At 74.1% G+C, this 25,484-nt stretch carries 25 protein-coding genes; 1 reads left to right on the top strand and 24 read right to left on the bottom strand.

Annotated features, from left to right (window positions below; genetic code table 11):
* Positions 1-379: 379 nt before the first annotated feature.
* From AB0F18_RS13640 to AB0F18_RS13575, 14 genes are all read right to left on the bottom strand, one after another.
* The gene (locus AB0F18_RS13640) at positions 380-529 is read right to left on the bottom strand and encodes a putative leader peptide (protein ID WP_362058963.1); all 150 of its coding nucleotides are present in this window, start codon (positions 527-529) and stop codon (positions 380-382) included.
* Between the two features lie 97 nt (positions 530-626).
* On the bottom strand, positions 627-1,085 hold the full coding sequence (locus tag AB0F18_RS13635) for an Rrf2 family transcriptional regulator (protein ID WP_362058960.1): 459 nt from the start codon (positions 1,083-1,085) through the stop codon (positions 627-629).
* Between the two features lie 37 nt (positions 1,086-1,122).
* Positions 1,123-2,295, bottom strand: coding sequence for an acyl-CoA dehydrogenase (locus tag AB0F18_RS13630; RefSeq protein ID WP_362058957.1), 1,173 nt, complete (start codon positions 2,293-2,295; stop codon positions 1,123-1,125).
* Positions 2,296-2,570: 275 nt separating this feature from the next.
* The gene (locus tag AB0F18_RS13625; RefSeq protein WP_362058954.1) at positions 2,571-2,693 is read right to left on the bottom strand and encodes a hypothetical protein; all 123 of its coding nucleotides are present in this window, start codon (positions 2,691-2,693) and stop codon (positions 2,571-2,573) included.
* Positions 2,694-2,753: 60 nt separating this feature from the next.
* On the bottom strand, positions 2,754-3,212 hold the full coding sequence (locus tag AB0F18_RS13620) for a hypothetical protein (RefSeq protein WP_362058951.1): 459 nt from the start codon (positions 3,210-3,212) through the stop codon (positions 2,754-2,756).
* 14 nt (positions 3,213-3,226) lie between these two features.
* On the bottom strand, positions 3,227-3,694 hold the full coding sequence (locus tag AB0F18_RS13615) for an HIT domain-containing protein (RefSeq protein ID WP_362058948.1): 468 nt from the start codon (positions 3,692-3,694) through the stop codon (positions 3,227-3,229).
* Positions 3,684-4,394 carry a copper homeostasis protein CutC gene (locus AB0F18_RS13610; RefSeq protein ID WP_362058945.1) on the bottom strand — a complete coding sequence of 237 codons (711 nt, stop codon included), beginning with the start codon at positions 4,392-4,394 and terminating at the stop codon, positions 3,684-3,686. The genes AB0F18_RS13615 and AB0F18_RS13610 overlap by 11 nt, the downstream gene beginning before the upstream one ends.
* Position 4,395: 1 nt before the next feature.
* The gene (locus AB0F18_RS13605) at positions 4,396-5,064 is read right to left on the bottom strand and encodes an HAD family phosphatase (protein ID WP_362058942.1); all 669 of its coding nucleotides are present in this window, start codon (positions 5,062-5,064) and stop codon (positions 4,396-4,398) included.
* 36 nt (positions 5,065-5,100) lie between these two features.
* The gene (locus AB0F18_RS13600) at positions 5,101-6,189 is read right to left on the bottom strand and encodes a glycosyltransferase family 4 protein (protein ID WP_362058939.1); all 1,089 of its coding nucleotides are present in this window, start codon (positions 6,187-6,189) and stop codon (positions 5,101-5,103) included.
* A complete protein-coding gene (locus tag AB0F18_RS13595) occupies positions 6,186-6,722 on the bottom strand; it encodes a deoxycytidine triphosphate deaminase (protein WP_362058937.1) in 537 nt (178 codons plus the stop codon). Before AB0F18_RS13595 ends, AB0F18_RS13600 begins: the two co-directional genes overlap by 4 nt.
* The gene (dcd, locus tag AB0F18_RS13590) at positions 6,719-7,249 is read right to left on the bottom strand and encodes a dCTP deaminase (protein ID WP_362058934.1); all 531 of its coding nucleotides are present in this window, start codon (positions 7,247-7,249) and stop codon (positions 6,719-6,721) included. Before dcd ends, AB0F18_RS13595 begins: the two co-directional genes overlap by 4 nt.
* On the bottom strand, positions 7,246-8,259 hold the full coding sequence (locus AB0F18_RS13585; RefSeq protein WP_362058931.1) for a diiron oxygenase: 1,014 nt from the start codon (positions 8,257-8,259) through the stop codon (positions 7,246-7,248). Before AB0F18_RS13585 ends, dcd begins: the two co-directional genes overlap by 4 nt.
* Entirely contained in the window at positions 8,256-9,308 is a 1,053-nt protein-coding gene (locus tag AB0F18_RS13580; protein ID WP_362058928.1) for a methyltransferase, read from the bottom strand. Before AB0F18_RS13580 ends, AB0F18_RS13585 begins: the two co-directional genes overlap by 4 nt.
* Entirely contained in the window at positions 9,305-10,543 is a 1,239-nt protein-coding gene (locus tag AB0F18_RS13575; protein ID WP_362058925.1) for a cytochrome P450, read from the bottom strand. The genes AB0F18_RS13580 and AB0F18_RS13575 overlap by 4 nt, the downstream gene beginning before the upstream one ends.
* A gap of 276 nt (positions 10,544-10,819) precedes the next feature.
* Here AB0F18_RS13575 and AB0F18_RS13570 point away from each other — a divergent pair, with 276 nt between their 5' ends.
* Complete coding sequence (locus AB0F18_RS13570) at positions 10,820-11,512, top strand: response regulator transcription factor (protein ID WP_362058922.1); 693 nt, start codon at positions 10,820-10,822, stop codon at positions 11,510-11,512.
* Between the two features lie 47 nt (positions 11,513-11,559).
* Here AB0F18_RS13570 and AB0F18_RS13565 read toward each other — a convergent pair whose 3' ends face one another.
* From AB0F18_RS13565 to AB0F18_RS13520, 10 genes are all read right to left on the bottom strand, one after another.
* Positions 11,560-12,735: an NAD(P)/FAD-dependent oxidoreductase gene (locus AB0F18_RS13565; protein ID WP_362058919.1), complete on the bottom strand. Its 1,176-nt coding sequence runs from the start codon at positions 12,733-12,735 to the stop codon at positions 11,560-11,562.
* Between the two features lie 86 nt (positions 12,736-12,821).
* On the bottom strand, positions 12,822-14,381 hold the full coding sequence (locus AB0F18_RS13560; protein WP_362058916.1) for a SagB family peptide dehydrogenase: 1,560 nt from the start codon (positions 14,379-14,381) through the stop codon (positions 12,822-12,824).
* Positions 14,378-16,000, bottom strand: coding sequence for a hypothetical protein (locus AB0F18_RS13555; protein ID WP_362058913.1), 1,623 nt, complete (start codon positions 15,998-16,000; stop codon positions 14,378-14,380). Before AB0F18_RS13555 ends, AB0F18_RS13560 begins: the two co-directional genes overlap by 4 nt.
* 11 nt (positions 16,001-16,011) lie before the next feature.
* On the bottom strand, positions 16,012-18,051 hold the full coding sequence (locus AB0F18_RS13550; RefSeq protein WP_362058910.1) for a TOMM precursor leader peptide-binding protein: 2,040 nt from the start codon (positions 18,049-18,051) through the stop codon (positions 16,012-16,014).
* Positions 18,044-20,011: a hypothetical protein gene (locus AB0F18_RS13545; protein ID WP_362058908.1), complete on the bottom strand. Its 1,968-nt coding sequence runs from the start codon at positions 20,009-20,011 to the stop codon at positions 18,044-18,046. The genes AB0F18_RS13550 and AB0F18_RS13545 overlap by 8 nt, the downstream gene beginning before the upstream one ends.
* A 170-nt stretch (positions 20,012-20,181) precedes the next feature.
* On the bottom strand, positions 20,182-21,444 hold the full coding sequence (locus tag AB0F18_RS13540; protein WP_362058905.1) for a nucleotide disphospho-sugar-binding domain-containing protein: 1,263 nt from the start codon (positions 21,442-21,444) through the stop codon (positions 20,182-20,184).
* Positions 21,445-21,533: 89 nt separating this feature from the next.
* Positions 21,534-22,490 carry a dTDP-glucose 4,6-dehydratase gene (gene rfbB / locus AB0F18_RS13535; protein ID WP_362058902.1) on the bottom strand — a complete coding sequence of 319 codons (957 nt, stop codon included), beginning with the start codon at positions 22,488-22,490 and terminating at the stop codon, positions 21,534-21,536.
* On the bottom strand, positions 22,487-23,554 hold the full coding sequence (locus AB0F18_RS13530; protein WP_362058899.1) for a glucose-1-phosphate thymidylyltransferase: 1,068 nt from the start codon (positions 23,552-23,554) through the stop codon (positions 22,487-22,489). Before AB0F18_RS13530 ends, rfbB begins: the two co-directional genes overlap by 4 nt.
* A 13-nt stretch (positions 23,555-23,567) precedes the next feature.
* Positions 23,568-24,440 carry an ABC transporter permease gene (locus AB0F18_RS13525; RefSeq protein WP_362058896.1) on the bottom strand — a complete coding sequence of 291 codons (873 nt, stop codon included), beginning with the start codon at positions 24,438-24,440 and terminating at the stop codon, positions 23,568-23,570.
* Entirely contained in the window at positions 24,437-25,450 is a 1,014-nt protein-coding gene (locus AB0F18_RS13520) for an ATP-binding cassette domain-containing protein (protein WP_362058893.1), read from the bottom strand. The genes AB0F18_RS13525 and AB0F18_RS13520 overlap by 4 nt, the downstream gene beginning before the upstream one ends.
* Between the last annotated feature and the right edge of the window lie 34 nt (positions 25,451-25,484).

Raw genomic sequence — 25,484 nt, 5'->3', positions numbered from 1 at the left:
ACGCACCTCGGAAGCGGACAGCTTCTTAGCGCCGTCAGTGGCCGCGACATTGGCCTTGTCGTCCTCCTTCTTCGCCTCGGAACCGTAGCCGCAGGCCGTGAGCAGGAGGGGAAGGGCCGCTGTGACGGCGATGATGCGAAGGGTGGTGAGCGGTCTGGCGGCAGACACGGAGGTGTCCTTTCACGGGTCGGGTGGCACCCGCCACCGGCCGTCGCCGCTGATGCTGCCGGCGCAGGCTGGTACGGGGAGGTGTCGCGGAATGTCGCGGGAGCGGAGAGGGGGAGGCCGCAGGGGTGGCGCACCGCGGATCGACGTGGTGCGGGGCGCAGGCGGCCGAGGGGGCCCGGGGGGCAGATGGGTGCCGGGCCGGGGAAGGAGGTCAGGAAGCCTGACAGATGGCGCTGGACGTACGGACCAGGTCGATGTGGCGCCGAGAGGTGAGAGGAGCGAGCGGGCGGCCCGCCCGGTGCGGTGCGCGCACAGCGGCCACCTCCCTGATTCCTAGTTTTCCCACTGACTTGGTAGGCATCTTGGCAGACGGCGGCACCTGCCCCAAGAGGTTGCCCATATCGTGGACGTCAGCGTCTTGTCAGCTGAGAAAGTGCAGGTGGGGAGGGGTAGCGGGACTAGGGATTGGTCCAGGCGCCGGGGACGTGGGTCAGTGCGGATACGCCAGCGGGCAGGCTGGACGCGGCGACGTCGGCGAGCGTGACCCCCTCAAGGATCTCCCGCACGTTCGACCGCAGGGCGATCCACAACGGCAGCAGCGACTCGGCGGGCCCGGTGTAGGACAGGTCCGGGGGCCGGACCCCGCGCACCGAGACGAGCGGTCCGTCCACGACGCGGATGACGTCCGCGATGCTGATGGACTGGGCGGGTTTGGCCAGGCGGTAGCCGCCGTTGCCGCCGCGCTGGCTGAGCACGAGGCCGCCCCGGCGCATGTCGTTCAGGATGCCCTCGAGGAACTTGTGGGGGATGTCCTGGGCGTCGGCGATGGCTTCGGCCTTCACCGGCCCGCCCTCCTGTGACACCGCGAGCTGTAGTGCGGCGCGCACCGCGTAGTCTGCCCTGGCCGAGATCCGCATGTGGACATTATCCCGTACGGCTTTGACCTGCGTCGCGTCAGTGGAAGGCGGCCGCCACGGCGCGGTGGGAGGCGTTGAGGTAGTGCTCGCCGATGGAGCGCAGGCGGCGGGTGGCCGGGTGGTGGGCGGTCAGCACGCGCGCGTTGCGCCAGAAGCGGTCCAGGCCCGGGGCGTCGGCCAGCTCCAGTACCCGCGCGGTGATCTCCAGGGCGGCCTTCGCGGTCACGGTCTCGGCCGTGCCGACCAGGGAGGTGACGGTCGCGGGCTCTTCGGCGTCGAGGGGGGAGCCCGGGTCGAGGGCCCGCGCCATCGCTGCCGTCGCCCGGTGGACGACGGCGGTGGCCGTCTGCGCGGCGGAGGCGAGCTCCCCGTACGTCAGCAGGAGGTCGGGGTCCTCGCCGGGCCGGCGGTGTCCACGGCCGCGCCTGCTCAGGTCGCGCGCCTCGGTGAGGGCGCCCTCCATGATGCCCAGGCCGACATGGCACAGGGCGAGCCGGAGCGCCGGCTCGGCGAGCGTGGTGAAGGGCGCGGCCGACTCCTCGTCATGCGGCCTGCGCCCCAGGAGCCGTTCGGGCGCGACGGCGACGCGGTCCAGGATCAGCGAACCCGCGCCGGCGACGCGCTGGCCGAGACGGTCGGGGGCGGTGTCGACGGTCACGCCGCGTGCGCCGGGAGCGATCCGTACGACCAGGATGTCACCGGTGGTGGCGCAGACGGCGTCGACCGCGATCTGGTCGGCGACGGTCACCGCCGTCTCGACGGGCCGGCGGCCGTGCAGCACGTAGCCGGTGTTGCGCCGCCTCAGGATGAGGTCCGGGGCGTGGCCGCCTTCGTCGGGTGCGAGGGCGCGGACCGCACCCGTCCACAGCCACTGCTCGCGCAGTGACTCCTCTTCGAGGGCGGTCGCCCGGTGATGACCCGCGTAGAAGCGTCCGCTCCAGGTGTGGACGAAGTGCCGGGCGAGCATCTCGCCGACGGAGCTGTCCGCCGCCGCGATGTCCCGGATGACGGCGCACCCGGTACGCCAGTCCGTCCCGCCGCCCGGTCCGGGCGGCGTGAGGGCCGCCAGCAGGCCCGCCTCGCGCAGCCGTGCCTTCTCGTCGATCGGCGGCCGGCCCGCCTGGTCGCGGGCGATGGCGTCCGCTGCGAGGTCGTCTGCCACGTCGCGGGCGGCACGCAGGAGGGTGTGGTGCTTCTCCTCGGTGGTCATGTGGGCTGCTCCGGAACGTCGTTGGCGGACCCGGCCGGGCCGTGGCCACGTGAGGAGTCACGGAAGCGAGCTGTCCGCGGGAACTCCCCCTTTCCCATCGGATTAATAGGAATACTGTCCGATGTCACATGCCGCAGCAAGGGCTCGCCCGCATCCTGGGCATCCCCGTCTTGAAATGTGGGCGCGAGCCCCCTTCCCCGGTGTGGGCCTGCCCACCCGCCCGGGTGGCCGGCGGCACCGGCGAACCCTGCGACGTCGCCCCAGCTGGTCCAGGACTACGAGAGGCCGCCTTCGCCCTCCACGCGGAGCACGTCCTCGCGTGCGAGACCGGCAGGTTCGAGCAGGGAGATGATGTCCTGGGCGGTCTTGGCCGGATCCGCGGCGTACCCCTCGTTCATATGCCAAAACCAACGACTTCGGCTGTACATGGGCAACCAGCGTCGCTCACGCCGGCCGCGTCAGGCGTTGCGGGAGATCTGCAGGAGCCAGGGGCTGGGGTTTGTGAGGGTGACGAGTTCCTTGTGCGTCGTGTCGCCGGGGAGGGGGACGACCAGCCACAGGCCGGGCGGGAAGAACCGGCTCTTCGTGTAGGCGAGGCCGCCGTAGACGGAGCGGAGGAAGGCGGGGACCGCGTCGCGGGGGACGTCGTGGAACTCGACGTGGTCCACCGAGATGTTCGCGTCGTCTTCGGGGAAGAGACGGACGCTGACCGTGGGGGTGCCGCCGAGGTCGACGAACGCTTCGTGCGGCAGGGAGCCGTCGGGGTCGAGGACCGTGGCGATGCCGGCGGCGGTGCGGCGTGAGGTCCGGTCCGCGCCGATGTCGTCGGTGACGCTCATCGTCAGGCGGTACTCCTGGGCGATCTCGCGTATCGCGCGGACGGCCGACTCGGTCGTCGGGAGGTGAGGGGGCTGCATGACGGGATCATTCCTCATGGGAGCGGGCGGGGGGAACGGGGTGCGGCTGCGCCGGGGCCGAGGATCCGGCGGCGGGTGGCGGCGAGGACGGCGTCGTCGGCCCGGGTGGCCTGCCAGGGGCGGTGCAGGTGGTCGGCTTCGCGGCGGGGGACGAGGTGGACGTGGAGATGGAAGACGTCCTGCCAGCCGGCACTGCGGTTCGCCTGGAACAGCGTCATTCCCTCCGGGGCGAAGACCTCGCGCAGGACCCCGGCCATCCGGTGGGCGGTGCGCATGACGGCGGCGGCGTCGTCCTCGGGAATGTCCCAGACGTCGGTGGCATGACGGCGGGGGATGACGAGGGTGTGGCCCTCCATCACCGCCGTGTTGTCGAGGAAGGCGACCGTGGCGTCGTCCTCGTAGAGGATCTCCGCGTGCAGGCGGCCGGACACGATGTCGCAGAACTCGCACGGGCGGGCCGGCGGGGTCGTCTCAGAGGGCATGGGAGCGCGGCTCCTCGGGGGCGGTGTCGAGGAGGTCCCGCCAGCGACGGACCGCGGCCGGATCGATGGGGGTGTCCCAGCCGCCGTGGCGTACGGAGGTGCCGAGGTGGAAGGCGTGGACGCCGTGCGCCCGCAGAGCGGGGACGTGCCGGGGGAGGAGACCGCCGCCGGCCATGACGCGGACGGCGGGGGCGAGCACGGGAGGCTCCGAGAGGAGGACGTGCATGCCGTCCGCGACGCCGGTCGCGGAGCCGGCGGTGAGGACGGTGTCCAGGCCGGGCAGGGCGCCGAGGACTGCGCGGACCGCGGCGCGGTCGGCGGCGTGGTCCATGGCACGGTGGAAGGTCCAGCGGCAGCCGGCCACCCCGGACAGGACGGTGTCCATCGCGACCGGGTCCACGGCGCCGTCCGAGGTCAGGAAACCGAGGACGAACGCGTCGGCGCCCGCGGCCCGCAGGGCGCGGGCCGTGTCGCGCAGCCGGTCCGCGTCGGCCGCCCGGAAGCCGCCGTGATCCCGGAGCATGACCCGCAGCGGGACGTCCACCGACTGCCGGACGCGGAGGAACTCGGCGAGCTCCGGTGTCATGCCGTCGGCGTGCATGTCCGTGGCCACTTCCAGCCGGTCGGCGCCGCCGGCGACGGCGGCCACGGCCTCCGCCGCGGAGGTGACGACCACTTCCAGTACGGGATCCGCCGCCATGTCAGCCCTCCGCCCGTGCCGCGCCGGCCGGCGTCCCGAACTCCGGCGGCCACGCGAGGTCCAGGAGGTGGGGGACGAGCAGGTCGGCGGCGTGCAGTGCCGCGCGGTTGTGGTCGGAGGCGATGGCCACGACGCGCGCGCCGGCCGCCTTGGCCGCGGCCACACCGGCCGGCGCGTCCTCGAACACCACGGTGGCCGACGGGTCCACGCCGAGCGCGGCGCAGCCGGCGAGGTAGCCCTGCGGGTCCGGCTTCCCGCGGGTCACGTCGTCGGCCGTGACCATGACGTCGAAGTGGGAGAGCGCCCCGATGGCCGTGAGCTCGGCGCGGGCGTAGTCGCGGGTCCCGGACGTGACCAGGCCCACGGGTACGCCCGAGGCGCGCAGCCGTACGACCAGCTCGACGGCGCCGGGCACCGGTTCGACGGCGGGCATGTCGGGCAGAGTCGTGTAGTGCAGGGCCTCGGCGAACAGTTCGTCGACGGTCCGGCCGGCGAAGCGGTGGACGTGGTCGAGCAGCGCCTCCCTGCCCGGCCGGCCGGCGAAGCCCCGGATCGTGTGCTCGTCGAACGGAACGCCGTGGCTGCGGAAGAGGCGCGTCCACGCCTCACGGCTGCGGGGTTCCGTGTCGATCAGCGTGCCGTCCAGGTCGAACAGCGCTGCTGCGTACATGCGCGGGTCCTTCGGTGTCGGAGTGGGGGGAGTCGGTCAGGCCAACCGGGCCGAGAGGGAAGCCAGTCCACGTGCGGTCTCGGACAGCGGGTACCGCGCGGCGTTGGACCGGCCGGCGGCCCGGAGGTCCTCCAGGGCGCTTCGGTCCGAGGCGAGCCCGGTGAGGGTCGCCCGGGCCCGGTGGGGGTCGGCGAGGACGTCGAGGGGCAGGGCGGAGTCACCGAGGGCGTCGATCAGCCCCGGCACGGGCTGATAGGCGACGGGCAGCCCGCAGGCCTGTGCCTCGATGGCGGTGAGGCCGAACGCCTCCAGTTTCGCCGAGGGGATCACCAGCAGGTCGTGCTCGGCGAAGGCGGCCCACAGGGCGGGACGGCTCAGCCAGCCGAGGTAGCGCGTGGTGGACAGGTCCACGACCTCGGCGAGCCGCCGGAACTCGGCGGCGGGGGCCGCCATGCTGAGGGTCAGGCCCGGCGTGCCGGCGAGGGCGGAGACCAGCTGGGACGCGCCCTTCTCCGCCGTCAGCCGCCCGGCGTAGAGGACCCGCAGGTCTCCGTCGTCGCGCACCGGGCGTACCGGCGGCCGGTGCAGCAGCCGGTCGGGGACGCCCCAGGGGATGTGGACGACACGGCCGGACTCGACCGGGGTGAGGAGCCGCAGCTGATCGGCCATCGCGGCGGTCGGCACCACGACGGCCCGGGCGGCCGTCGTGGCCTCCCGCAGGACGTCGGCCTGCGTGGGGTGCTCGGCGGCGAACAGCAGGTCCGTCCCGTGGACCAGGGCGATGCCGGGGTGCTTCGGGAAGGCCCGCAGCAGTGCCGGAGTGGCCCCGAAGGCGAGGTGCTGGAGGTGCAGCACGTCGTGATCGCCCGGCGCGAAGCGCAGGGTGAGCTCCTCGGTGAGCCGGCCGACGTACGACCAGAACCCCCGGCCGTCCAGCTGTTTGCCCGGTACGTCGAGCAGGGTGGGCGTCGGGTCCGGGGTCGGTACGGGTCCGCCGTCCGGAGCCAGCATGAACACGTCCGACGCGCCCAGAGGGCCGTCCGGATCCAGGTAGAGGTCCCGGAGCAGCTCGACGCTGCCCCCGGGGCTGCCCCAGGGCAGGTCGAGGCCGGTCAGTACCCTCACCCGGTGCCCCGCAGCTCTTCGTACAGCCGCGAGATGTCGATCCCGGCCGTCCGCGTGTACTTGCGGCCCACGTGCTGGTAGCTGGTGGTCGCCCCGGCGGTGGACAGGAACACGATCTTCCCGAAGGGCATACCGGGGTAGACCCTGACGGGCCGGGCCACCCGGATCTCCAGGGTCCAGTTGATGGAGTGGCCCACGTGGCCCAGGGGAGCGGACACGTGGACCCAGATGCCCAGGGCGCCCAGGCTGCGGTCCCCGTTGATCATCTGGGCGTAGCGCTCCGAGTGGGTGCGCTCGTGCGTGACGCCCAGGTAGAGCACGCCCGGCTCCAGGACCATGCCCTCCGGCGGGATGACGTGTTCGCTGACGCGGGTGGCCGCGGCCGCGTCCAGCTCCTCGCCCTCGCAGACGCGGATCCGGTCGCCGAGGTGCCAGTCGTAGGCGTTGGGGGAGACCCGGTCGGCGTCGAAGGGCTCGATGGCGATGTCGCCCCGCTCGACGGCGGTCAGGATGGCTTCGCGGGTGAGGATCATGGCGTCGGTACCGGTGCGTCCTTCCAGTAGCGGGACGCCTGCGGGCCGTCCGAGGACTGGTACTTGCCCTCGTAGAGGTCGACCCGCCCGAGCGACACGAAGAACATGATCTGGCCGATCTTCATGCCGGGGTACACCCGCAGGGGCCGGACCGGCGACAGCATCAGCGTCCACTGGCCATGGAAGCCGATGTCCCCGATGGGGGCCGTGATCTCCACGAAGAGCCCCAGACGGCCGACCGAGGAACGCCCGAAGAGCAGCGGCACGTACAGGTCGGAGCCGACGCTCTCCACGGTGTGGCCGAGGTAGAGCTGCCCGGGTTCCAGGACGTAGCCCTCCTCCCCGATCACGATCTCGCGCGTCGGGTTGGGACGGTAGGCGTCGATGACCTCGTCGGTGTAAGTCAGCAGCCGCTCGCCCAGGCAGACGTTGTAGCTGTTGGGGTTGACCTGCTCCGGCCGGAACGGCGAAATGACGATGCGCCCGTCGGCCGCCGCGTCGGTGATCTCGGGACCTGTGAGGATCACGCGGTCCTCCCCGTACGGCCGGTGGTCCCGGCCGCGAGGTCGAAGTCCACCCGGTCCTCGATCCCGAGCTCCCGGCACAGCCGCCGTACCCCGCTGAAGTCGGTGACGAGCAGCTCGGAGAGCCTGCCGCCGCCGGTGCGGGAGTCCTCGATGATGTCGCGGGCCTTGGGGATCCCGGTGAACTCCAGCACCTTCAGCCACCAGTCGAAGTCCTCCGCGCAGAAGGCGGTGATGCCGGCGGGCAGCGAGGCGATGAAGAAGTCCTGCTGCTCACGGGAGAGATGGACGAAGACGTCCTTCATGACCTCGATCATCACGGGGCCGTGCGCGGACTCGTCGCGGGCGTGCAGCCGGGCGATCAGTGAGTGCATCGGCTGCACGGTCGTGTCCTGGGCCATCAGGTCGAGGAAGGCGTTCACGCTGACCTCGCCGACCGTGGTCCACAGCAGGTAGAGGAGGTCCTTCTGCCAGCGCTCGCCGGCCGCCCCCTCCGCGCGGTACAGGAGACGGTTGGTCACCGGGTGCTCGGGTTCGGGCTCCTCCGTGACCTGCCGGGCCTCCCGGGTGCGCTGGGTGCCGAGCATGTGCATGTAGGTGTGCCAGACCTCGTCGATGTAGGACTGCCGCACGACCTCCTTGACCTCGAACCGGTCCACACCGGGGAAGACGGCGCGGCCGAGCTTCTCGAAGGTCGGGTTGACGACGAACTCCTCGGCGGCGACCACGCGTTCGTTGTACGCGATCCAGCCGAGGGTGTTCACCCTGCGGCGCTTGTCCTCGGACGCGGCCCGGAAGTCGGGGTGTTCGCCGAACGGCATCAGCGCGACCGGGTAGTCGAGGAGCTCCGGGTCGTACTCCTCGTAGCCGGTGATCTTGTGCATGTCGGTGCGTACGGTGGCCCGCCTGGGCCAGGCGGCGGCCAGCCGCCGCAGGGTGGTGGGGCCTACTTCGTGGCCGTCGGCCTCGATGGGGTGCGGGGTCAACGTCGCGGTTTCCTTCGTCGTCTTCATGCGGCGCCGTCCCCCGCCGTCGCCGGGGCGGCCTCGATCATCCGGTAGCCGTTGAAGCCGACCGCGTCGCCGACGCGGGTCAGGCGGAGCCCGGCGGCGTCCAGCAGGCGCGCGAACTCCTCCTCGGTCCGCTCCCGGCCGCGGGTCAGCACCAAGAGGTTGAGGTCGCTCACCGTGAGGAAGGGGTCGGTGGTGCCGTCCACGACCGCGGGCGCGACGACCTCGACGATCAGCACCCGGGCTCCGGCCGCCATGGCCTCGCGGCAGTTGCGCAGGATCCGGACGCAGCTCTCGTCGTCCCAGTCGTGCAGCACGCTCTTGAACACGTACAGGTCGCCGCCGGCGGGCACGGAATCCAGGAAGTCCCCGGCGGTGACCTCGCAGCGGTCCGCCACGCCGGCGGCTTCCAGGACGGCCGGGGCGGAGGACACCCCGGAAGCGGTGTCGACGAGGACCCCGCGCAGCCCGGGACGGCTCCCCAGCACCCCGGCGAGCAGGGTGCCCGACCCGCCGCCGACGTCCACGACGGTGCCCACGCCGGTGAAGTCGTACAGCCGGGCGATGGCCTCCGCCTCCGCGCCCGCGCTCACGGCCATCGCGGCGTGGAACTCGGCGGCGAGTTCGGGCTCGGCCGCGAAGTGGGCGAACACCGACCCGCCGGTGACCGACTCCACCGACGGTTCCCCGGTGCGCACGGAGTCCAGCAGCCGGCCCCAGGAGGACCAGACGGCCTGGGAGAAGTACGGCATGAGCATGGGGCGGACGGAGCCGGGCACGTCCGCGCGCAGCGGGGCACCGGCCGGGGTCAGCCGGAAGGTGCCGGTCGCGGTCTCCTCCACCAGGCCGAGCGAGGCGAGGCCGCGCAGCAGGCGGTGCAGCGAGGGGGCGTGCGCGCCGGTCCGCCGCGCCAGTTCGGCGGGGGAGAGGTCCTCTTCGGCGAGCGCGTCCGGCAGGCCCAGCCGGGCCGCGACGTGGACCATCTGTGCGGGGATGAAGCCGAAGGCGAGGCGGTAGAGGTTGGCCGCCGCCATCGGATCGCTGATCGTCACGAACCACTCGTTTCACGAAACTCTGGATCAAAGGAAATGGGGAGTGCGGTGAGCCCGCACAGGATGCTGATCTGCCGCCACCGCAGCTCCTCCGGGGCCACCCGCAGGGCGAGGTTCGCCAGCCGGCCGAGCAGCGCTCCGAAGGCCGTGGCCGCGAGCATCCGGGCCAGGGGTGCGCCGAGGCAGAAGTGGATGCCGTGGCCGAACGCCAGGTGCGGGTTGGGCTGCCGCCCGAGGTCCAGGCCGTCGGAGCCGGGGAAGACCAAGGGGTCCCGATTGGCCAGGGAGAGGCCGATGTTGACGACGGATCCGCGCGGGATCAGGGTGCCGCCGATGACGGTGTCCTCGACCGCGACGCGCAGGGAGGACTGGCCGGCCGAGCCCTCGTACCGCAGCAGCTCCTCCACCGCGGCGGGCAGCAGGGACGGCTCCTCCCGGAGCCGGTGCAGCTGGTCCGGGTGGCGGAGCAGGGTCAGCAGGCCGTTGCCGATCAGGTTGGTCGTGGTCTCGTGACCGGCCACCAGCAACAGCACGGCCAGGCCCACGAGTTCCTCGTCCGTCAGGCTGTGGTCCTGCTCCTGTGCGACGAGGAGGGCGCTGAGCAGATCGGGTTGTTCGTCGGGGGACGACGAGGCCCGCAGGGCGGCGCGCTTCGCGGCGATCAGCCGGGTGAAGTACCGGTGCAGCCGCCGGGAGCGCTCCTCGCGGGTGCGCGGGCCCGCGGTCGTGGACAGGGTGTGGTCGGCCCAGGCGCGGAAGGCCGCCCGGTCCCCGGTGGGCACACCGAGCAGCTCGCAGATGACGAGCACCGGCAGGGGGAACGCGAGGTCCGCGATGACGTCGGCGCGGCCGGCCGGGGCCACGGCGTCGAGGAGTTCGCCGACGACCCGCTCCGCCGAGGGCGCGAGCGCGGCCACCCGGCGCCGGGTGAATCCGTGCGAGACGAGGCGGCGCAACCGGGTGTGGTCCGGCGGGTCGTTGTTCGCCATCGGGGAGTACGCGTCGTGGGCGGCGGGGTGGCCCAGCCGTCGCGGGTCGTTGGAGAGCCCGGGTGCGGCGAGGGCCTCGCGGGCCTCCGCGTACCGGGAGACCAGCCAGTACGAGAACCCGGTCTCCTCCCGGACGAAACGCACCGGTGGTTCGGTACGCATCCGCCGGTGGACGGAGTCGGGTTCGGTGAGCAGCCGGTAGGGGCTGAAGTCGAGCAGCGGAGCGAGCTCCGGCGAGGCTTGCACGTGTACCCCCCTGTTCTGGCCGAGGGCAACACCTTCGCACCGGCGGCCGAGGGGTGTCGTCCGTCCTCAGGCCAGTCCTGGTTCCCCGACTGTGGGTTGAGCGGGGGGAGCGGAGTGCACCTCCATACTCCACGTTTCAGGCGGGAGTCAATCGTCGGACCAGTGGATCTTGAGTGGTTCGATCGGTACTCTTCTGCAGTGGTCCAGACCAGTTCGGACCACCGTTTCCTGTGTGAACTGCACGGGACGCATGCATTCATGGGGGTAAGGCACATCGTGACGAACGAAAACGAGGCCGACTGTATCCGCGTCCTCCTCTGCGATCCGCACCATCTGACGCGGGCGGGCCTCGCCAGCGTCCTGGAGCGGGAGCCTGACATCGCCGTGGTGGGGGAAGCGCTGCACACCGGGGACGTGGAAGGGGCGGTGCGGAGCCTGCGCCCGCACGTCGCCCTGGTCAGCCACGATCCCGACACCATGGACGGCATAGCCGTCGCGAGAGGGCTGAGAAGAACCGGCTGGAACAACGCGCCGGGCGTTCTCATGCTCACCTCCGGCACCGACGACGAGGAACTGCTCAGCGCCATGCGTGGCGGAATCCGCGGACTGCTGCCCGGCAACTGCGATCCCCGGTCGCTCCCCGGCGCCATCCGCGACATCGCCGCCGGCGCCATGGTGCTGAAGTCCCCGTCGGCGGTACAACTGATCAGACTGCTGCTCCACCGGTCGCCCGCGATGGCGCCTCCGGGCTCCTCGCAGCTCTCCCTGCTCACCAGCCGCGAGCGGGACGTCCTCGTGCTCGTCGCGAACGGCCACTCGAACCTGGTGATCGCCAAGATGCTGTCGCTCAGCGAGGCGACGGTGAAATCGCACCTCTACCACCTGTGCCAGAAGCTCAACCTGCGCGACCGCACGCAGGCGGTGATCCTGGCCTACGAAACCGGACTCGTCAGGCCCTCCGCGGCCTGAACCGCGAGGGGGTGGTTCCCGGTCCGCCATCGGGAACCACCCCCTCCTCAGCCCGCGGCCGGGACCAGGAGTGCCGGGTCGATGTGGCTCACCGCCACCGACAGGAAGGCCTCGGCCGACGCTGGGTCACCGGCGATCCACCGAGTGAACTCCTCGCGCTCCCGGGTCACTTCCAGCCGCGCCGTGTCCAGCGCCGTCCGGTACCGCGGCTCCATCAGCCGGCGGTGCCCGGCCGCGAACCGGTCGAGCGCGGCCTGCGTCGCCCGGTCGTCGTGCAGGGTCTCCCCGACCGACTCGACCAGCAGCGCGGCCTGCTCGAAGGCGTCGCTGATGCCGGTGCCCGTGATCGAGTCCTTGTGGCAGGCGGCGTCTCCGACCAGGACCCACCCCGGGCCGGAGGCCTTGCGGAAGAAGTTGAGCTGACTGCCCGTACCGCGCAGCCGCTCCACCCGGCGCGCGGAGGCGGCCCGTCCGGCCAGCTCCGGCGCCGTGGTCCGCAGCGCCTCCAGATAGGCCCTTTCGGGATCCCGGCGGACGTCGGGGAACTCCGCCTGAGGGAAGTACGCGGCCACCAGGGTGAGTTCCTCGTGCGTACCGACGACCCCGATCAGCCGGCCCGTCCGCTCGTACACCTCGAACTGGGCGGGCAGACCCTCCCAGTACCCGTAGTACACACAGGTCTTGGGCGCGTCCTCGCGCTCCACCCCGGCACCGACGTACCCGGCCACGGACGAGCGCATGCCGTCCGCTCCGACCACGAGCCGGGCCCGCACCTGGCCCGTGGCGCCCGCACCCGTCCGCCACCGCACCCCGGCCACCCGGCCGTCCTCGGTCAGGACGCCGGTCACCGTGCACCCCTCGCGGAACTCGGCCCCGGCCTCGACCGCCGCGTCGATCACCAGGCTGTCGAGGACGAAACGCCGCGGCGCGTAGACGGCGTCGATCCCCTCCTCGACCGGTACGGCGCCCTCCAGCCGGAGGTCTCCCAGGGTGTAGGAGATCCGGCGCACCGGCGGACAACCGGTGTCCGCGAGCCTGCCCAGCAGCCCCCAGCGGTTCAGCAGCCGCAGCCCGGGCCGGTGGATGTGCTGCGTGGACAGCGTGTCGCTGGGGAACCGCGCCCGGTCCAGCAGCAGGACCCGGTACCCGGCCCGGGCGAAGAGCATGGCGGTCGAGGCACCCGCGCTGCGGGCGCCGACGACCACGACGTCGTAGAGATCCATCGGTTTTGTGCTTCCTCCGGTCGGGGGGCGTACGTGGGATGTCCGGGGCGGGGGACGGAATTCGGGGACGGGACTCGGGGACGGGCTCAGACCGCCTGCTGGGGATCCGTACGCTCCGGCGCGCCGGGGCCCACGGTCACCACCACCAGTGGCTCCGGCCCGCCGGGGCCGAGCCCCAGGGCGGCGCCGACCAGGTCAGGGTCGAAGTCGCAGTGCACATGGCTCTCCAACCCTGCGGCGGCCGCGGCCAGGGCGATCCGCTGGGCCAGCGCCCCGGCCGCGATGTTCTGGGTGCGGTACCAGCGGTCGCCGAACCGCTCGATGCCCGCCCGCAGCGGCCCGCAGGCCGCCAGGGTCGCCGTCGCGGAGCGGCATTCGTCCGCCAGCATGGGGCTCTTGGCCGCGCCGATCACCGCCGGGACGGCGTCGGCTCCCCGGGTACGGACCAGCGCGTGCCCGGCCGGGTCGTACACGTGGGCGCCGGTCTCCACCCCGGGAACCCGCTGAACCACCCCGGCCAGGACCACCGGGGGCACGTCGCCGTCGCCGCCCGCGCCGCCGGGCAGCGGGGCGGCCGCGGCGGCCAGCAGGGCCGCCAGCGAATCCTCCGGCACGCTCCGGGGCCGGTAGCCGTAGACGGTCCGACGGCCGGCGAAGCCGTCGGCGACGCTCAGCGCGGCCTGCGGAAGGGCATGCCGCGGCGCGCCGGACGGGGGCACCCAGCCCGCGAGCGGCGGCCCCCCGTGCCCCGGCCCGCACGCACGCACGGCCGCGTGCAGCGCGGCCGCCTCCGCCATCGAGGGGATCCCGGAGACCGCGGGCAGCCCGGGCTCGGCCGCGGGGACGGGACCGGTCCACGAGACGGGCGCCTCCGAGGCGGGCGCCGCCACCGCCGTGAGGGGCGGACCGTCCTGGCGGTGCAGGGCCACCACGGCGAACACGCCCTCGGCGTAGGAGTCGAGCCCGAGGAGCCCGTCCAGGGCCGCGTCGTCGAAGTGCAGGTGCACCTCCGCCGCCAGCCCGGCCACCCCGGCGGCCGCCACGGCCTGCGCCACCACCGCGCCGACGTCCAGGCTCTGCAGCCGGTAGCCGAACGTCCCGTACTTGGCCGCGTTCCGCCACAGCACGCTGCTCAGCAGCAGCAGCGCCTCGGGCTCCCGGGCCGGGGGCGTCCGCAACGCCGCCAGCACCCGGGCCCGCCCGTCTCCGTCCCGCAGGCGCTCCAGCACGTGGTGCACCGGGTCGTAGTGGAACAGCCCGGAGGGAAGACCCTCCGCCCCGGCCTGGGCGACGTAGACCTCCACCGGATAACGGGAGCCTGACGCCGCCGCCGTACGGCCGGGGGAGAGCAGCACCCGCCGGTCCCCCGCCGCGCCCGCACCGCCCAGGCCGAGCGGCATGAGGCCGCTCATCCACCGCATGCGGGTGATCCCGTTGGTGAGCCGCAGCAGCCGCGACAGCCGGTCCCGTGGGGTGTCGCCCGGGGCTCGGCCGCCGGGCAGGAACAGCCGGCCGGCCGACGGGTACCGCTTGTGGACCGGCGGGAGCCCCGCCGGATCGGCGGCGGGCAGGGCGTCCGGAGGCCTGTGCCCGGAGCCCAGGTAGGCCAGGGCCGCCGTACCGGGGGACGGGTCGTACACGGTCATGCCGCCTCCACGCGGAACGGTGCGGCCGGCGCGGGCACCGGCATCAGATAGCGTTCGTCGGGCCCGGGCACCCCGAGCGCGATCTGGAACAGCGGCTCGTGGCCCGGAGGCAGCCGCAGGGCCCGCGACAGCGTCCCCGCCGCGTAACCGTTGTGGATCCGAGCGGCGAGACCCTCGGCGGCGGCCAGCACGCAGACGCGCTGGGCGACCACCCCGGCCTCCTGGTGCAGGACCCGGAAGCCCCGGTCGCCGAAGACCTCCTGCGCGGCCTCGCGCGGCCCCGACAGGAACACCACGCCCCCCACCGCCCGGTAGTTCACGTTCGCCGCCTCCGTCCCCAGCAGCGCGGCGCCGCCGGGACCGACCCGGTCGAGCCCCCCGGGCCCCCACCGGTACACCCCGCCGTCGAGGCCGTCCACGTTGACCGCCCAGAAGTGCAGGGCGACGGGCGGCGCGGCCGCGTCCGGGACGGCGTCGGAGACCCACGGGCCGAGTACGGGTCCCAGCACGCGGAGCACGGAGTCCAGGGGGACCGGGCGGGACACCGGGTTGAACGCGGGACTGCCCGAGCTGCGCCGCCGCAGGCAGTCGCCGAGTTCGGCGCCGCGGTCCGGGAACGTCCGCCACGGCCCGGCGGCCCGGCCGCCCGGCAGCCGGGAGAAGGACCCGGTGTCGGAGAGCCGGGCGGCCCCGTCCATCCCGGTCAGCTCCTCCAACGAGCCGAGGGCGTCGGCCGCCGGGGCGGGCCGGGGCGCCGGCGGGGGAACGCGCGCCGACAGCGCCCGCTCGGTGTGCGCGGCGCCGAGCCGCCGCAGCGGCCGCGGCGATCCGTCCCCCGCGGGGTACAGCGGCAGGACCGCGGCGACGCTCTCCTGCGGGCGCGGAGCACCGACGAGCCGCTCCAGCACCCCGTCGAGGAACTGGTGGTGCAGGTGCGCCCGCACCCCGAGCGTGCCCGCCACCATCATGGCGTTCCCGGCCACCAGCCCGGTCTCCTGGGCACACAGCCGGTACGCGTAACTGCCGTACCGGAAGGCGGTGCGCCAGAACACCGTGGACAGGATCAGCGCCCCCACCGCACCGTCGAGGTCCGCGCCGAGCGCCGCACCCAGCAGGGCACGGTGGTCCCCCGGGCCGAGCGGCACCAGCGCGTGGTGCGCCGGGTCGTACGCGTGGACGCCCGCGGGCAGGCCGTCGTGCCCGGGGGTCCAGTAGTACGCCTCGACGGGGGCGAAGCACCGCGCGGACGGGGTGGGCCGGTGGTACGGCCAGCGGGCCGTCGGCCCGAACTCGGTCCGCAGCACCCCGCACGCGTAGTGGAGCAGGGTGGAGACGAACGCCCGGTCCGCCCGGCCCGCCGGCGCGGGACCCGCAGCGGCGGGCCGGAGCTGCTCCGGCTCGAACGCCGAGGCCAGGGCCCCGAGCGTGCGGGCGGGAGGGGGCAGCGGGTGCCGCGGCAGCCCGCCGAACCGGGTGAACCTGGCCGGCTCGGCGGACGTGCCCTCCCGTCCGCCCGGCGCGAGGGCGGTCATGGCGGCGTACTCGTGGAGGGACCGGTGCCAGTACCGGGCGCCGGGCGACGGCGTACCGGCTCCCTCCGGGGGTGCGATGGCGGTCATGCGTGCCGTCCTCAGGGGAAGGGGTGGGGGTGGGGGTTGACGTCCCCGGGCGTCAGCACCCGGTCGCGGTACCCCAGCTCGTACGGCACGGTCAGCAGCCGGGGCAGGCCGTCCACGCGCCGGTTGCGGTGCCCGAACGTCATCGGCAAGGTCCCCGGCACCATCACCTTGACGCAGGCGAAGCCGCCCGCCCGGTGCTCGGGCGTCGTCTGGTCCACGACCACCACGTCCATGCCCCGGTCCAGGTAGCGGCCCAGCATCTCGTCCAGGTCGGAACGCAGGTCCGTGTGGACCGGCCACCGCCACTGCTCCTCGAAGTCCGAGAAGGGCCGCGCCGGGCGGTCCGACAGCAGGAAGTCGAACCGCTCGAAGGCGTCCTGGTGGCTGTAGAGCACCGAGTGGTCCCCCATCACCTTCACCAGGGACGGGTCGGCCACCATGCGGGCCGCGCGCTCCCGCTCCGCCGCGTCGTAGAGCTTCGCGTGCTCCAGCAGGTGACCCATCTCGTGCAGGACGTTGACGACGGCCTTCTCCGGCAGCAGCGCCGAGCCGCCCGCGCACAGCACCCGGGGCCTGCCGGGGTCGCCTGCGGTGTCGATGCCCACCGCCCAGAAGCACGGCACCCCCTGTTCCAGGGTGGCCGAGTACAGCCGGACGTCGTACCCCGTCCGGTGGCGCAGGTGCTCGATCATCATCGGGACGGTGCGGTCCCGGGCACTGGCCGGGTCGATCCGCGGGATCGGCATCCGCCCGTACCACGTCATCAGGAAGGCGTCCCGCTCGGCCACCTCCAGCAGCCCGCACAGGACGGCCTCCTCCAGACAGCCGCCCATGGCGCAGCCGTTGGAGATCTCGTACACGAACCGGGGCTCCCCGTGGCTGTGCGCGGCGTAGTAGGCGTACCGCTCCGGCACCAGCACCGGCTCGCCGCGGCCGAAGGAGTGCCCCCACACCCAGGGCATCACCAGGTCCTCGTCGTACCGGACGTAGGGGAAGCCGGGCAGGTCGTAGCGGTCGTCCGGGTACAGCCCGAAGGTCCGTGGGTCGACGGCGCGGTCGCCCAGCTCCCGGCGGCTCGCGGTGACCACCGTGCGGCGGCCCCGCGGCTGTTCGCCGCCGAACCGCTCCAGGGCCTCCAGCACCGCCGTGATCCTGGACGTCCGGTAGTCGGTCGTACGGCCCCAGCCGTGCTGGGAGCTGTTGCCGCGCAGCGAGCTCAGCGGTGCGACGGCACGGGGCAGCGGTCCGCCGCGCTCGTCGTCGATCGACGGGACCACGCCGGCGGCCCCGTCGACGTACAGGTCGTACAGCTCCCGCTCGCGCGCCACCACGTTCTGCACGCGGAAGACGTCGGGGGCCGGCTTGGGACGGGAGACCGGGACCAGCCGGGCGGGTCCGGGGGCGTCCTCCGGCAGGCCGCCGCAGACCTCGCACGGGGAGTACGGCAGATAGCGGTGGGTGCTGACGGCGAGCGAGGCCAGGCCGACGCGGAGGAACACGTCCCCCGGGCGCCGGATCCCGTCGCCGCCGGCGGTCCGGGCGCCGGGCGCGGCGGGCCCGGCCGACAGGGCGGACTCCACGAGGGAGACGGCCAGTTCGGCGGCCACGGCCGCGGCGGCGCGGGTGCGCAGCCGGGACGGCGTCCCGGTCAGGGCGGCGCCGTGGCGGGCCCGCAGCGTCTCGTGGTGCTGGGCCTGGTCCCGGGCGAGCCGGCGCCGCCAGTCCGCGCAGGACGGGCAGGCGTCCGCGGTGCTCCGGGCCGCCGGACCCACGTGGATGGCGTCCGGGTCCGTGACGACCGGGATCCAGGGGATGCCGGCGGCCTCCGCGCCCTTGCGCACCTCCTCGTGGTGCCCGGTGCCGGGCGTGTCGCCCGTCACGAGGACGGCGGCACACGGACCGAGGCCCTCGGCGAGGGCGCCGGCCTCCGGCCGCACCACGCGGAAGGAGCGTGCCGCGACCGCTGTGACGGCCCGGTCCAGCAGGCCGCCGTCGCCGACCACGGCCACGACGGGTCCGGCGGCCGGGACGCCGCGCATCGGATCAGACATCGCGCAGCACCACCCGGACGAGGTGGGGGAGCACGGCGTGGACGGCCGGGTCCCGGTCGAGGGGGACCGCGACCGCCTCGTGCCCCAGGGCGTGCAGGGCGGCCACGAGGGTGCGGTGACGTACGGGGTCTTCGTCCGCTGCCGGGCCGGCCCCGAACGAGGTCCGCAGGGAGACCGTCGGGGAGGGCGCGCACTCGGCCTGCCCCGACGTTCGGGACTGCCAGGCCAGGAGCAGCCGGCCCAGCCCCGCCTCGACCGCCTCGGCCTCGGTGAATCCGGCACCCCGTTCGACGGGACCGGCATCGCCGGCGCCCAGCCGGAAGGCGAGGACGTGGACGCCCGCGGGGGCCGGCACGGCCCGCGCGGTGACGCCCTCGCCCGAGGCGAGCAGCAGGTCCAGGAACCGCCGTGCGGCCGGGGCCAGTTCGAGCTCCTCGCACGGCCGCGGCGGCGCCGCGCCGAGGGGCGGCTCGGCGGGGGTGAGCCGCAGGACGTGGGCGAGCAGACCCTGCTCGACGGCCTCGGTCCAGGTGGTCGCGCCGGCCGTGCCGACGGGGAGGGCGTCGGCTGGGTCGCCGGAGCGCACGAACACCTCGTCCACCGGGACCCGTACCTCGCGGCCGTCGGCCAGCGACACCCCGGCTACGGCCTCGGAGCCGGAGCCGGAGCCGGAGCCGGAGCCGCGTACGGCGTGGGCGGCGAGCCCGAGGCGCAGCGCGGCGTCCCGGGCGTGCGGGAAGTCGGGTCCGGCGCCCCATACGGGCATCGGCGCGCCCGGGCGCCGGGGGTCGTCCGCCGTGACCCGGACCACCCGCAGCGGGAACTGCTCGTAGTGCCCCTCCGACACCGTGCCGAGCACGCCGAGCCGGTCGTCCGTCAGCGGGACGACGCGCTCGGCGAGTTCCTCGGCCCCGACCGGCGCCGCCTGCGCGGTGGACCGCCCGGCACCGGTCTCCGCGGCCCCGCCGGCCGACGGATGCGGTGCGAGCGTGTGCACGGAGGTCTGGAGCGTCTCCAGGTCGAGCCGCACGGCGTTCCCGCCCGGCGGGAGCCCCGCATCCCCGGCCACCCCGGTCAGGTGCTCGAAGGCCCGGAAGACCAGGTGGTTGGCGAGGATGCCGGGCACCGGCCCGGTCAGGAAGCCGGTCCCGCCGGACGCGGCCCCCGCGCCGGTGCCGAGACGGAGCCACAGGCTCTCCCAGCGGGCCGCGGGCCGGTCCGCGGCGCACACCGGGCCGATCCAGGCCTCGTCGCCGTCCACCGTCACCGGGACGAAGGTCCGGCCGAGTTCGGCGCAGAGCCGGTCGAGCGAACGCAGGAGAACGGGGTCGGTTCGGTCGGCCGCGTACAGGACCAGCCCGGCGTCCTCGACCGCCTCCCGCAGGGCCGGCGCGTCGGACGGGTCCAGCGGCACGGTGTCCACGTCCTCCGCCGCCGCCGCGGCGCCGCCGTCCGCGTCGGCGCCCGGAGCCGGCGTGGGCCGGACGGAGAGCCGGGCCGTCCCGGTCAGCCGGGCCGCCTCCACGGCCGCGGTGAAGACCGCGCCGGAGCCGATGAGCACGGCCGGGGTCTGCCGGTACCGCTGGAAGCGCAGACCCGGCGAGGACCGGAACGCCTCGATGAACGCGATCTCGGAGGCGTACCGCTCCAGTTCGTCCGGCGTCAGCGAGTGCGGCTCGTCCCGGCTCACGTCACGGACCAGGCCGGCCTCGTACAGGGCGCCCACCAGCTTCTCCACCATGCGGCGTGGCGCGGGCGGCAGACTGGCCGTCAGGTCCGCGACGCTGTGGCGGCCGTCGAGGTGCGGGGAGAGCTTCTCCAGCCAGGCGTACGTGGACGCGCCGTGGAAGGTCACGATCTCGCTGCCGTTGGCCAGCAGGACGCCGTCGCCTTCCGCGGTCGGCGTGAAGAAGATCCCGGTTCTCATCCTCGGATAGAGGTCCGCGATGGTGCTGTGCATGGTGAAGGGCTCCGCGTTCGGCTGGTCGTGAAAGGTGTGCCCGCGTCGAATCGTCGGGTCGATCGTGTCAGTGAAGCCCCCGTCGGGTCGTCCGTCCCGGGACTGCTTTGCCGTCTCCGTCGCGGACACGCGGCAGGGTCCCGGCTCCGACTGGAGTGGGGGCCGGAATCTCAGATCCGCTGGTGCAGACCGGTCAGCCGCTCCAGCACCGGCACGAGCTCGGCGGGCCCGGGCAGCGACTCGATCTCCTCGCGCAGGTATCCGGCCCGGGCCCGGTACCCGCCGTCGCCCAGCAGCTCCGACAGCGACGCCCGCAGGGCCTCGGGCCCGGGCCGGCCGCCGTCGAGGACGAGGCCCGCGCCGCGGCGCACCAGATAGCCCGCCGTCGCCTCCTCGTCCCAGAACGCGCCCGGGACGACCAGCTGGGGCGTTCCCCGCGCGGCGGCCGCGGCGAAGGCCGCGGCGCCGCCCCGGTGGACGACCGCGGCGCATCCCGGCAGCAGCTGGTCCAACGGCAGGCCGTCCACCAGCCGGGGCCGTCCGGGCAGGTCGAGTGCGCGGGCCGCGGGGCCGAAGCCGGCGGCGACCACCTCGACGTCCAGCCCGGAGAGGGCCGCGAGCCCGTCCGAGAGCTCCGTGAGCGCCTCCCCGCCGTCCGGGCCGGCCGGCGCACCCCACGGGGCGGCTTCCCGGACGAGGCAGACGCGCGGGCGCGTGGCCCGCGAGTGGAGCCAGCCGGGTACGGTCCCGCCCCCGCCGTACGGGGTCCAGCGCATGCTCTCGTACCGCACGTGCGGTGCGGGCAGCCGCAGTCCCGGCGGCAGCGGATCGACCGTCCACTGGCCGAGGAGCAGTTCCTCCTCGTAGGGCAGCCCGTACGGTTCCAGGAGCTGCTGCATGACCTCCTCCAGCGGGTCGTGCCAGCGGCCGTCCCCCGCCTGCCGCTGGTACCGCCGGGACCGGGCGCGCAGCCAGGCGATGTTGTCGCGGCCCCACAGCAGCCGGGCGTGCGCGGCTCCGCCCAGCCGCGCCGCCACCGCGGCCGGCAGGCAGAACGGGTCCCACAGCACCAGGTCGGGGCGCCAGCGGACGACCACACCCGTGAGGTCCTCCAGCAGGGGGCGCAGGCCCGCGAACACGCGGGTCGTCCGGAACCACTTCGGCCCCCAGTCGGGGCAGTCCGCGGAGGCGACGGCCAGGCCGCCCCCGGGATGGCCCCGCAGGCCCGGATTGCGCTCGAAGTCCGTCAGCTCGGCGGCCTCCACCGCGCTGCCGACGGGTACGGCCGCCAGCCCCGCCCCCGTCACGTGTCCTGCCAGGTCAGGGTGGGTGGCGACGCGCACCTCGTGCCCCGCGTTCTGGAGCGCCCAGGCGAGGGGGACGACGTGCCGGGTGTGGGCGGGGGTGGGGAAGACGGCGAACAGGACGCGCACGCGGGGTTCCTTCGGGGGCTGCGGGCCGGGCGGGTGCGGCCCGGCTCGGGTGTCAGGGGCGGGGAGGGGCGGGTGTCCGGGCGTCGCCGTCACCGCACGAGCGCGGCGTCCGCGTACCAGCGGACGGTCTGCGCGAGGCCCTCCTCGAAGCGGGCACGGGGCCGGTAGCCGAGACCGCGCAGCTTCCCGTCGTCCACGCAGTAGCGCCGGTCGTGTCCCTTGCGGTCCTCGACGTGGCGTACCGAGCTCCAGTCGGCCCCGCAGGCGTCGAGCAGCAGGGCGGTCATCTCCCGGTTGCTCAGCTGGGTGCCGCCGCCGACGTTGTACACCTCGCCCGCCCGTCCGCGTTCCAGCACCAGGCGCAGGGCGCGGCAGTGGTCGGCGACGTGCAGCCAGTCGCGTACGTTCCCGCCGTCGCCGTACAGCGGCACGGTGCCTCCCGCCAGCAGGGCGGTCACGAAGCGGGGGATGAGCTTCTCGGGGTGCTGGCGGGGGCCGTAGTTGTTGCTGCAGCGCGTGATCCGCACGTCGAGTCCGTGGGTGCGGGCGTAGGAGAGCGCCAGCAGATCGGCGGCGGCCTTGGACGCGGCGTAGGGGGAGTTCGGGGACAGGGGCGCCTCCTCGGTCCACGCGCCGTGGTCGATGGACCCGTACACCTCGTCCGTGGACACCTGGAGGAAGCAGCGGGCCCCCGCGGCGAGCGCCGCGTCCAGCAGGACGTGGGTTCCCGTGACGTTGGTGCGGACGAAGGCGCCCGCGTCGGCGATGGAACGGTCCACGTGGCTCTCGGCCGCGAAGTTGACCACCACGCAGCCGGGTTCCGTCAGCGAGCGCACGAGCGGCCCGTCGGTGATGTCGCCGTGCACGAAGCGCAGGCGCGGGTCCCCGGCGAGCGGGGCGAGGTTCGCGGTGTCCCCGGCGTAGGTGAGCGCGTCGAGGACGGTGACCCGGACGTCCGGCGAGGATCCGGGGCCCAGCAGGTCCCCGACGAAGTGCGAGCCGATGAAACCGGCGGCGCCGGTGACGAGATAACGGGTGGGCGTCATGACGAGATCCGGATCTTGCTGTGGTCGCCCAGCACAAACCGGTGCGACGAGGGAACGCGGGGGGCCGGAGCGACCTCCACGTGGCAGCCGATCAGCGAGGCGTCGACACGGCGGACCCCGGTGATCGAGGAGTGCCCGAGGACGATGGAGAACTCGATCTCGCTGTCGGTGATCCGGCAGTGCTCGGCGATCGAGGTCGAGGGACCCACGTACGAGTCGGCCACCACCGAGCCCGCGCCGATCAGGGCCGGACCCACGATCCGGGACCCGCGGACCTCCGCCCCGGCGCACACCCTGACCCGGCCGATGAGTTCGCTGTCCGCGCTGACGGTCCCCTCGACCGCCGGCTCCAGGACCTCCAGCACGCACCGGTTGGCCTCCAGCATGTCCGCGACGTTGCCGGTGTCCTTCCAGTAGCCGGTGACCACGGTCGGCCGCACGTTCCTGCCCTGGTCGAGCAGCCACTGCAGGGCGTCGGTGATCTCCAGCTCACCGCGGTCCGAGGGGGCGATGGCGCGGACGGCCTCGTGGACCACGGGCGTGAACAGGTACGCGCCGACCACGGCGAGGTCGCTCTCGGGCCGCTCCGGCTTCTCCGCCAGCGCGACGACCCGGCCGTCGGCCGACAGGGTGGCGACCCCGTAGTCGCCGGGGTTCTTCACCCGGGTCAGCATCAGCTGCACGTCGGGGCCGTGGACCCGGAACTCGTCGACGAGCGGGGCGATGCCGCCGACGATGAAGTTGTCGCCCAGGTACATCAGGAAGTCCTCGTCACCGAGGAAGTCCCGGGCGATCAGCACCGCATGGGCGAGCCCGAGGGGTTCCGGCTGCTCGATGTAGGTCACGTCCAGACCGAAGGCGGAGCCGTCCCCGACCGCCGCCCGGATTTCGGCGGCCGTTTCGCCGACCACGATGCCCACGTCCTCGATGCCGGCGTCGGCGATCGCCTCCAGGCCGTAGAACAGCACCGGCTTGTTGGCGATCGGGACGAGCTGCTTGGCGGAGGTGTGGGTGAGGGGACGCAGCCGCGTGCCCGAGCCGCCCGCCAGTACCAGGGCTTTCATGACTCTCCAGGGGTCAGTGCTTCGGTGTGCGGAATGCCGACACCGCGAGGGGGCCGAAGACGGCGAGCAGCAGCAGGGACCAGCCCAGCGCGGCGGCCACCGGGTGGGCCAGCGGCCATCCGGCCCCGTCCGCCACCGGGACCGGGTGGCCGAAGAGCTCCCGTACCGCCGAGACCACGGCGCTCACCGGGTTCCACTCGGCGACCGGGCGCACACCCGCCGGCAGCCCGTCGGTCGGTACGAAGACGTTGGAGACCATCGTGAGCGGGAAGGTCAGCATGCCGATGAGGTCGGTGGCGGAGCGCGAGGGCAGGACGAGGCCGAGCCACATCCCGAGCCAGCCGAACGCGTACCGGGCGAACACCAGCAGCGCGAACGCCGCCGCCAGACGTGGCCCGGACGCCTCGGGCCGCCAGCCCACCAGCAGTCCGCAGCCCGCCATGACCAGCAGGGTGAGCAGGCCGCCGAGGATCTCGGCCAGGGACTGCCCCAAGGGCACCCCGATCCTGCTCATGGGCAGGGAGTGGAACCGGTCGGTGATCCCCTTGTCCTTGTCGTCGGCGACGGCGGAGGCGCTGGCGGCCACCCCGAAGACCGTTATCTGGGCGAGCATCCCGGGGATCAGGAAGTCGACGTACGAACCGCCGTCCGGTACGGCCATGTTGCTGCCCAGGACGTAGACGAACAGCAGGGTGAACACCAGGGGCAGGGCCAGCGCCATGACGGCGCGCTCGGGGGCGCTGCGCAGGTGGATCAGGTAGCGGCGGGTGATCGTCGCGGCGTCGCCGGCGGCCCAGCGCAGCCGGACGTACAGGGGCTCCCGGGACGGTCCGGCGGCCGCGCCGCCCGGCCGCCGGGTCCCGGCGCCGGGCCGGACGGTGGTCACGCGGCCTCCCGTACCGGGGCGGGGGCGGCCGTCAGGCCGATGAACACCTCGTCCAGCGTGGGGCGGCGCAGCGCGAGGTCCTCCACCTCCACGCCGGCGGACCCCAGTTCGCGGAGCGCGTCGGTCAGCACCCGGGTTCCGGGCCCGGAGCCGGGGCCGGTGGCGAGCGTGACCCGGCGCAGCCCGGCGCGGACCTCGACGGTTCCGGCGCCGGTACGGGCCAGGGCCTCGCCCGCCGGGCCCAGCTGGTCGTGGTGGCGGACGGTGACGTCGAGGTACTCCCGGCCCAGCGAGGACTTGAGGGCCGAGGGGGTGCCCTCCGCGACCACCCGGCCGCCGGTGCCCTCGGGGTTGCCGAGGACGGTGATGCGGTCGGCGAGGTGGTCGGTCTCGTCCAGGTACTGGGTGGTGAGCAGCACGGTGGTACCGGCCCGGACCAGCTCGCGGACGCTGTCCCACAGCCCGTAGCGGCTCTGCGGGTCGAGGCCCGTAGTCGGCTCGTCGAGGAAGACCACCTCGGGGGGGACGACCAGGCCGGCCGCCAGGTCGAGCCTGCGGCGCATGCCTCCGGAGTACGTGCGGACGGGGCGCCGGCCGGCGTCCTGGAGGCCGAACCTCTCCAGCAGTTCATCGGCACGCCTGCGCACGGCGGCTCCGCGGACACGGTGCAGCCGGGCGAACATCTCCAGGTTCTCGCGGCCGCTGAGCAGCTCGTCCACCGAGGCGTACTGCCCGGTCAGCGCGATGCGGCCGCGGACCCGGGCGGCCGCGGTCACGACGTCGTACCCGGCGACGCGGGCGTGGCCGCCGTCCGGGAGCGACAGGGTGGCCAGGATCCTGATGAGCGTCGTCTTGCCGGCGCCGTTCGGTCCGAGCAGCCCGCAGACGGTGCCGGGGGCGACGGTGAGGTCCACGCCGTCCAGGGCCGTGGCCGTCCGGAACCGTTTGCGCAGGCCGCGGACTTCGACGGCGGCCGCGGCCGGTCGGGAGCTGGTCGGGGGTTCGAGCACGGGTTCCCCTTGGTGGAGGGACGAGGGCGGACGG

Origin of the sequence: Streptomyces sp. NPDC029216 (assembly GCF_040648015.1) — a bacterium.
Lineage (GTDB): Bacteria > Actinomycetota > Actinomycetes > Streptomycetales > Streptomycetaceae > Streptomyces.
Note: the sequence above shows the minus strand (reverse complement) of the source record. Positions and strands in the feature narration are given on the sequence as shown.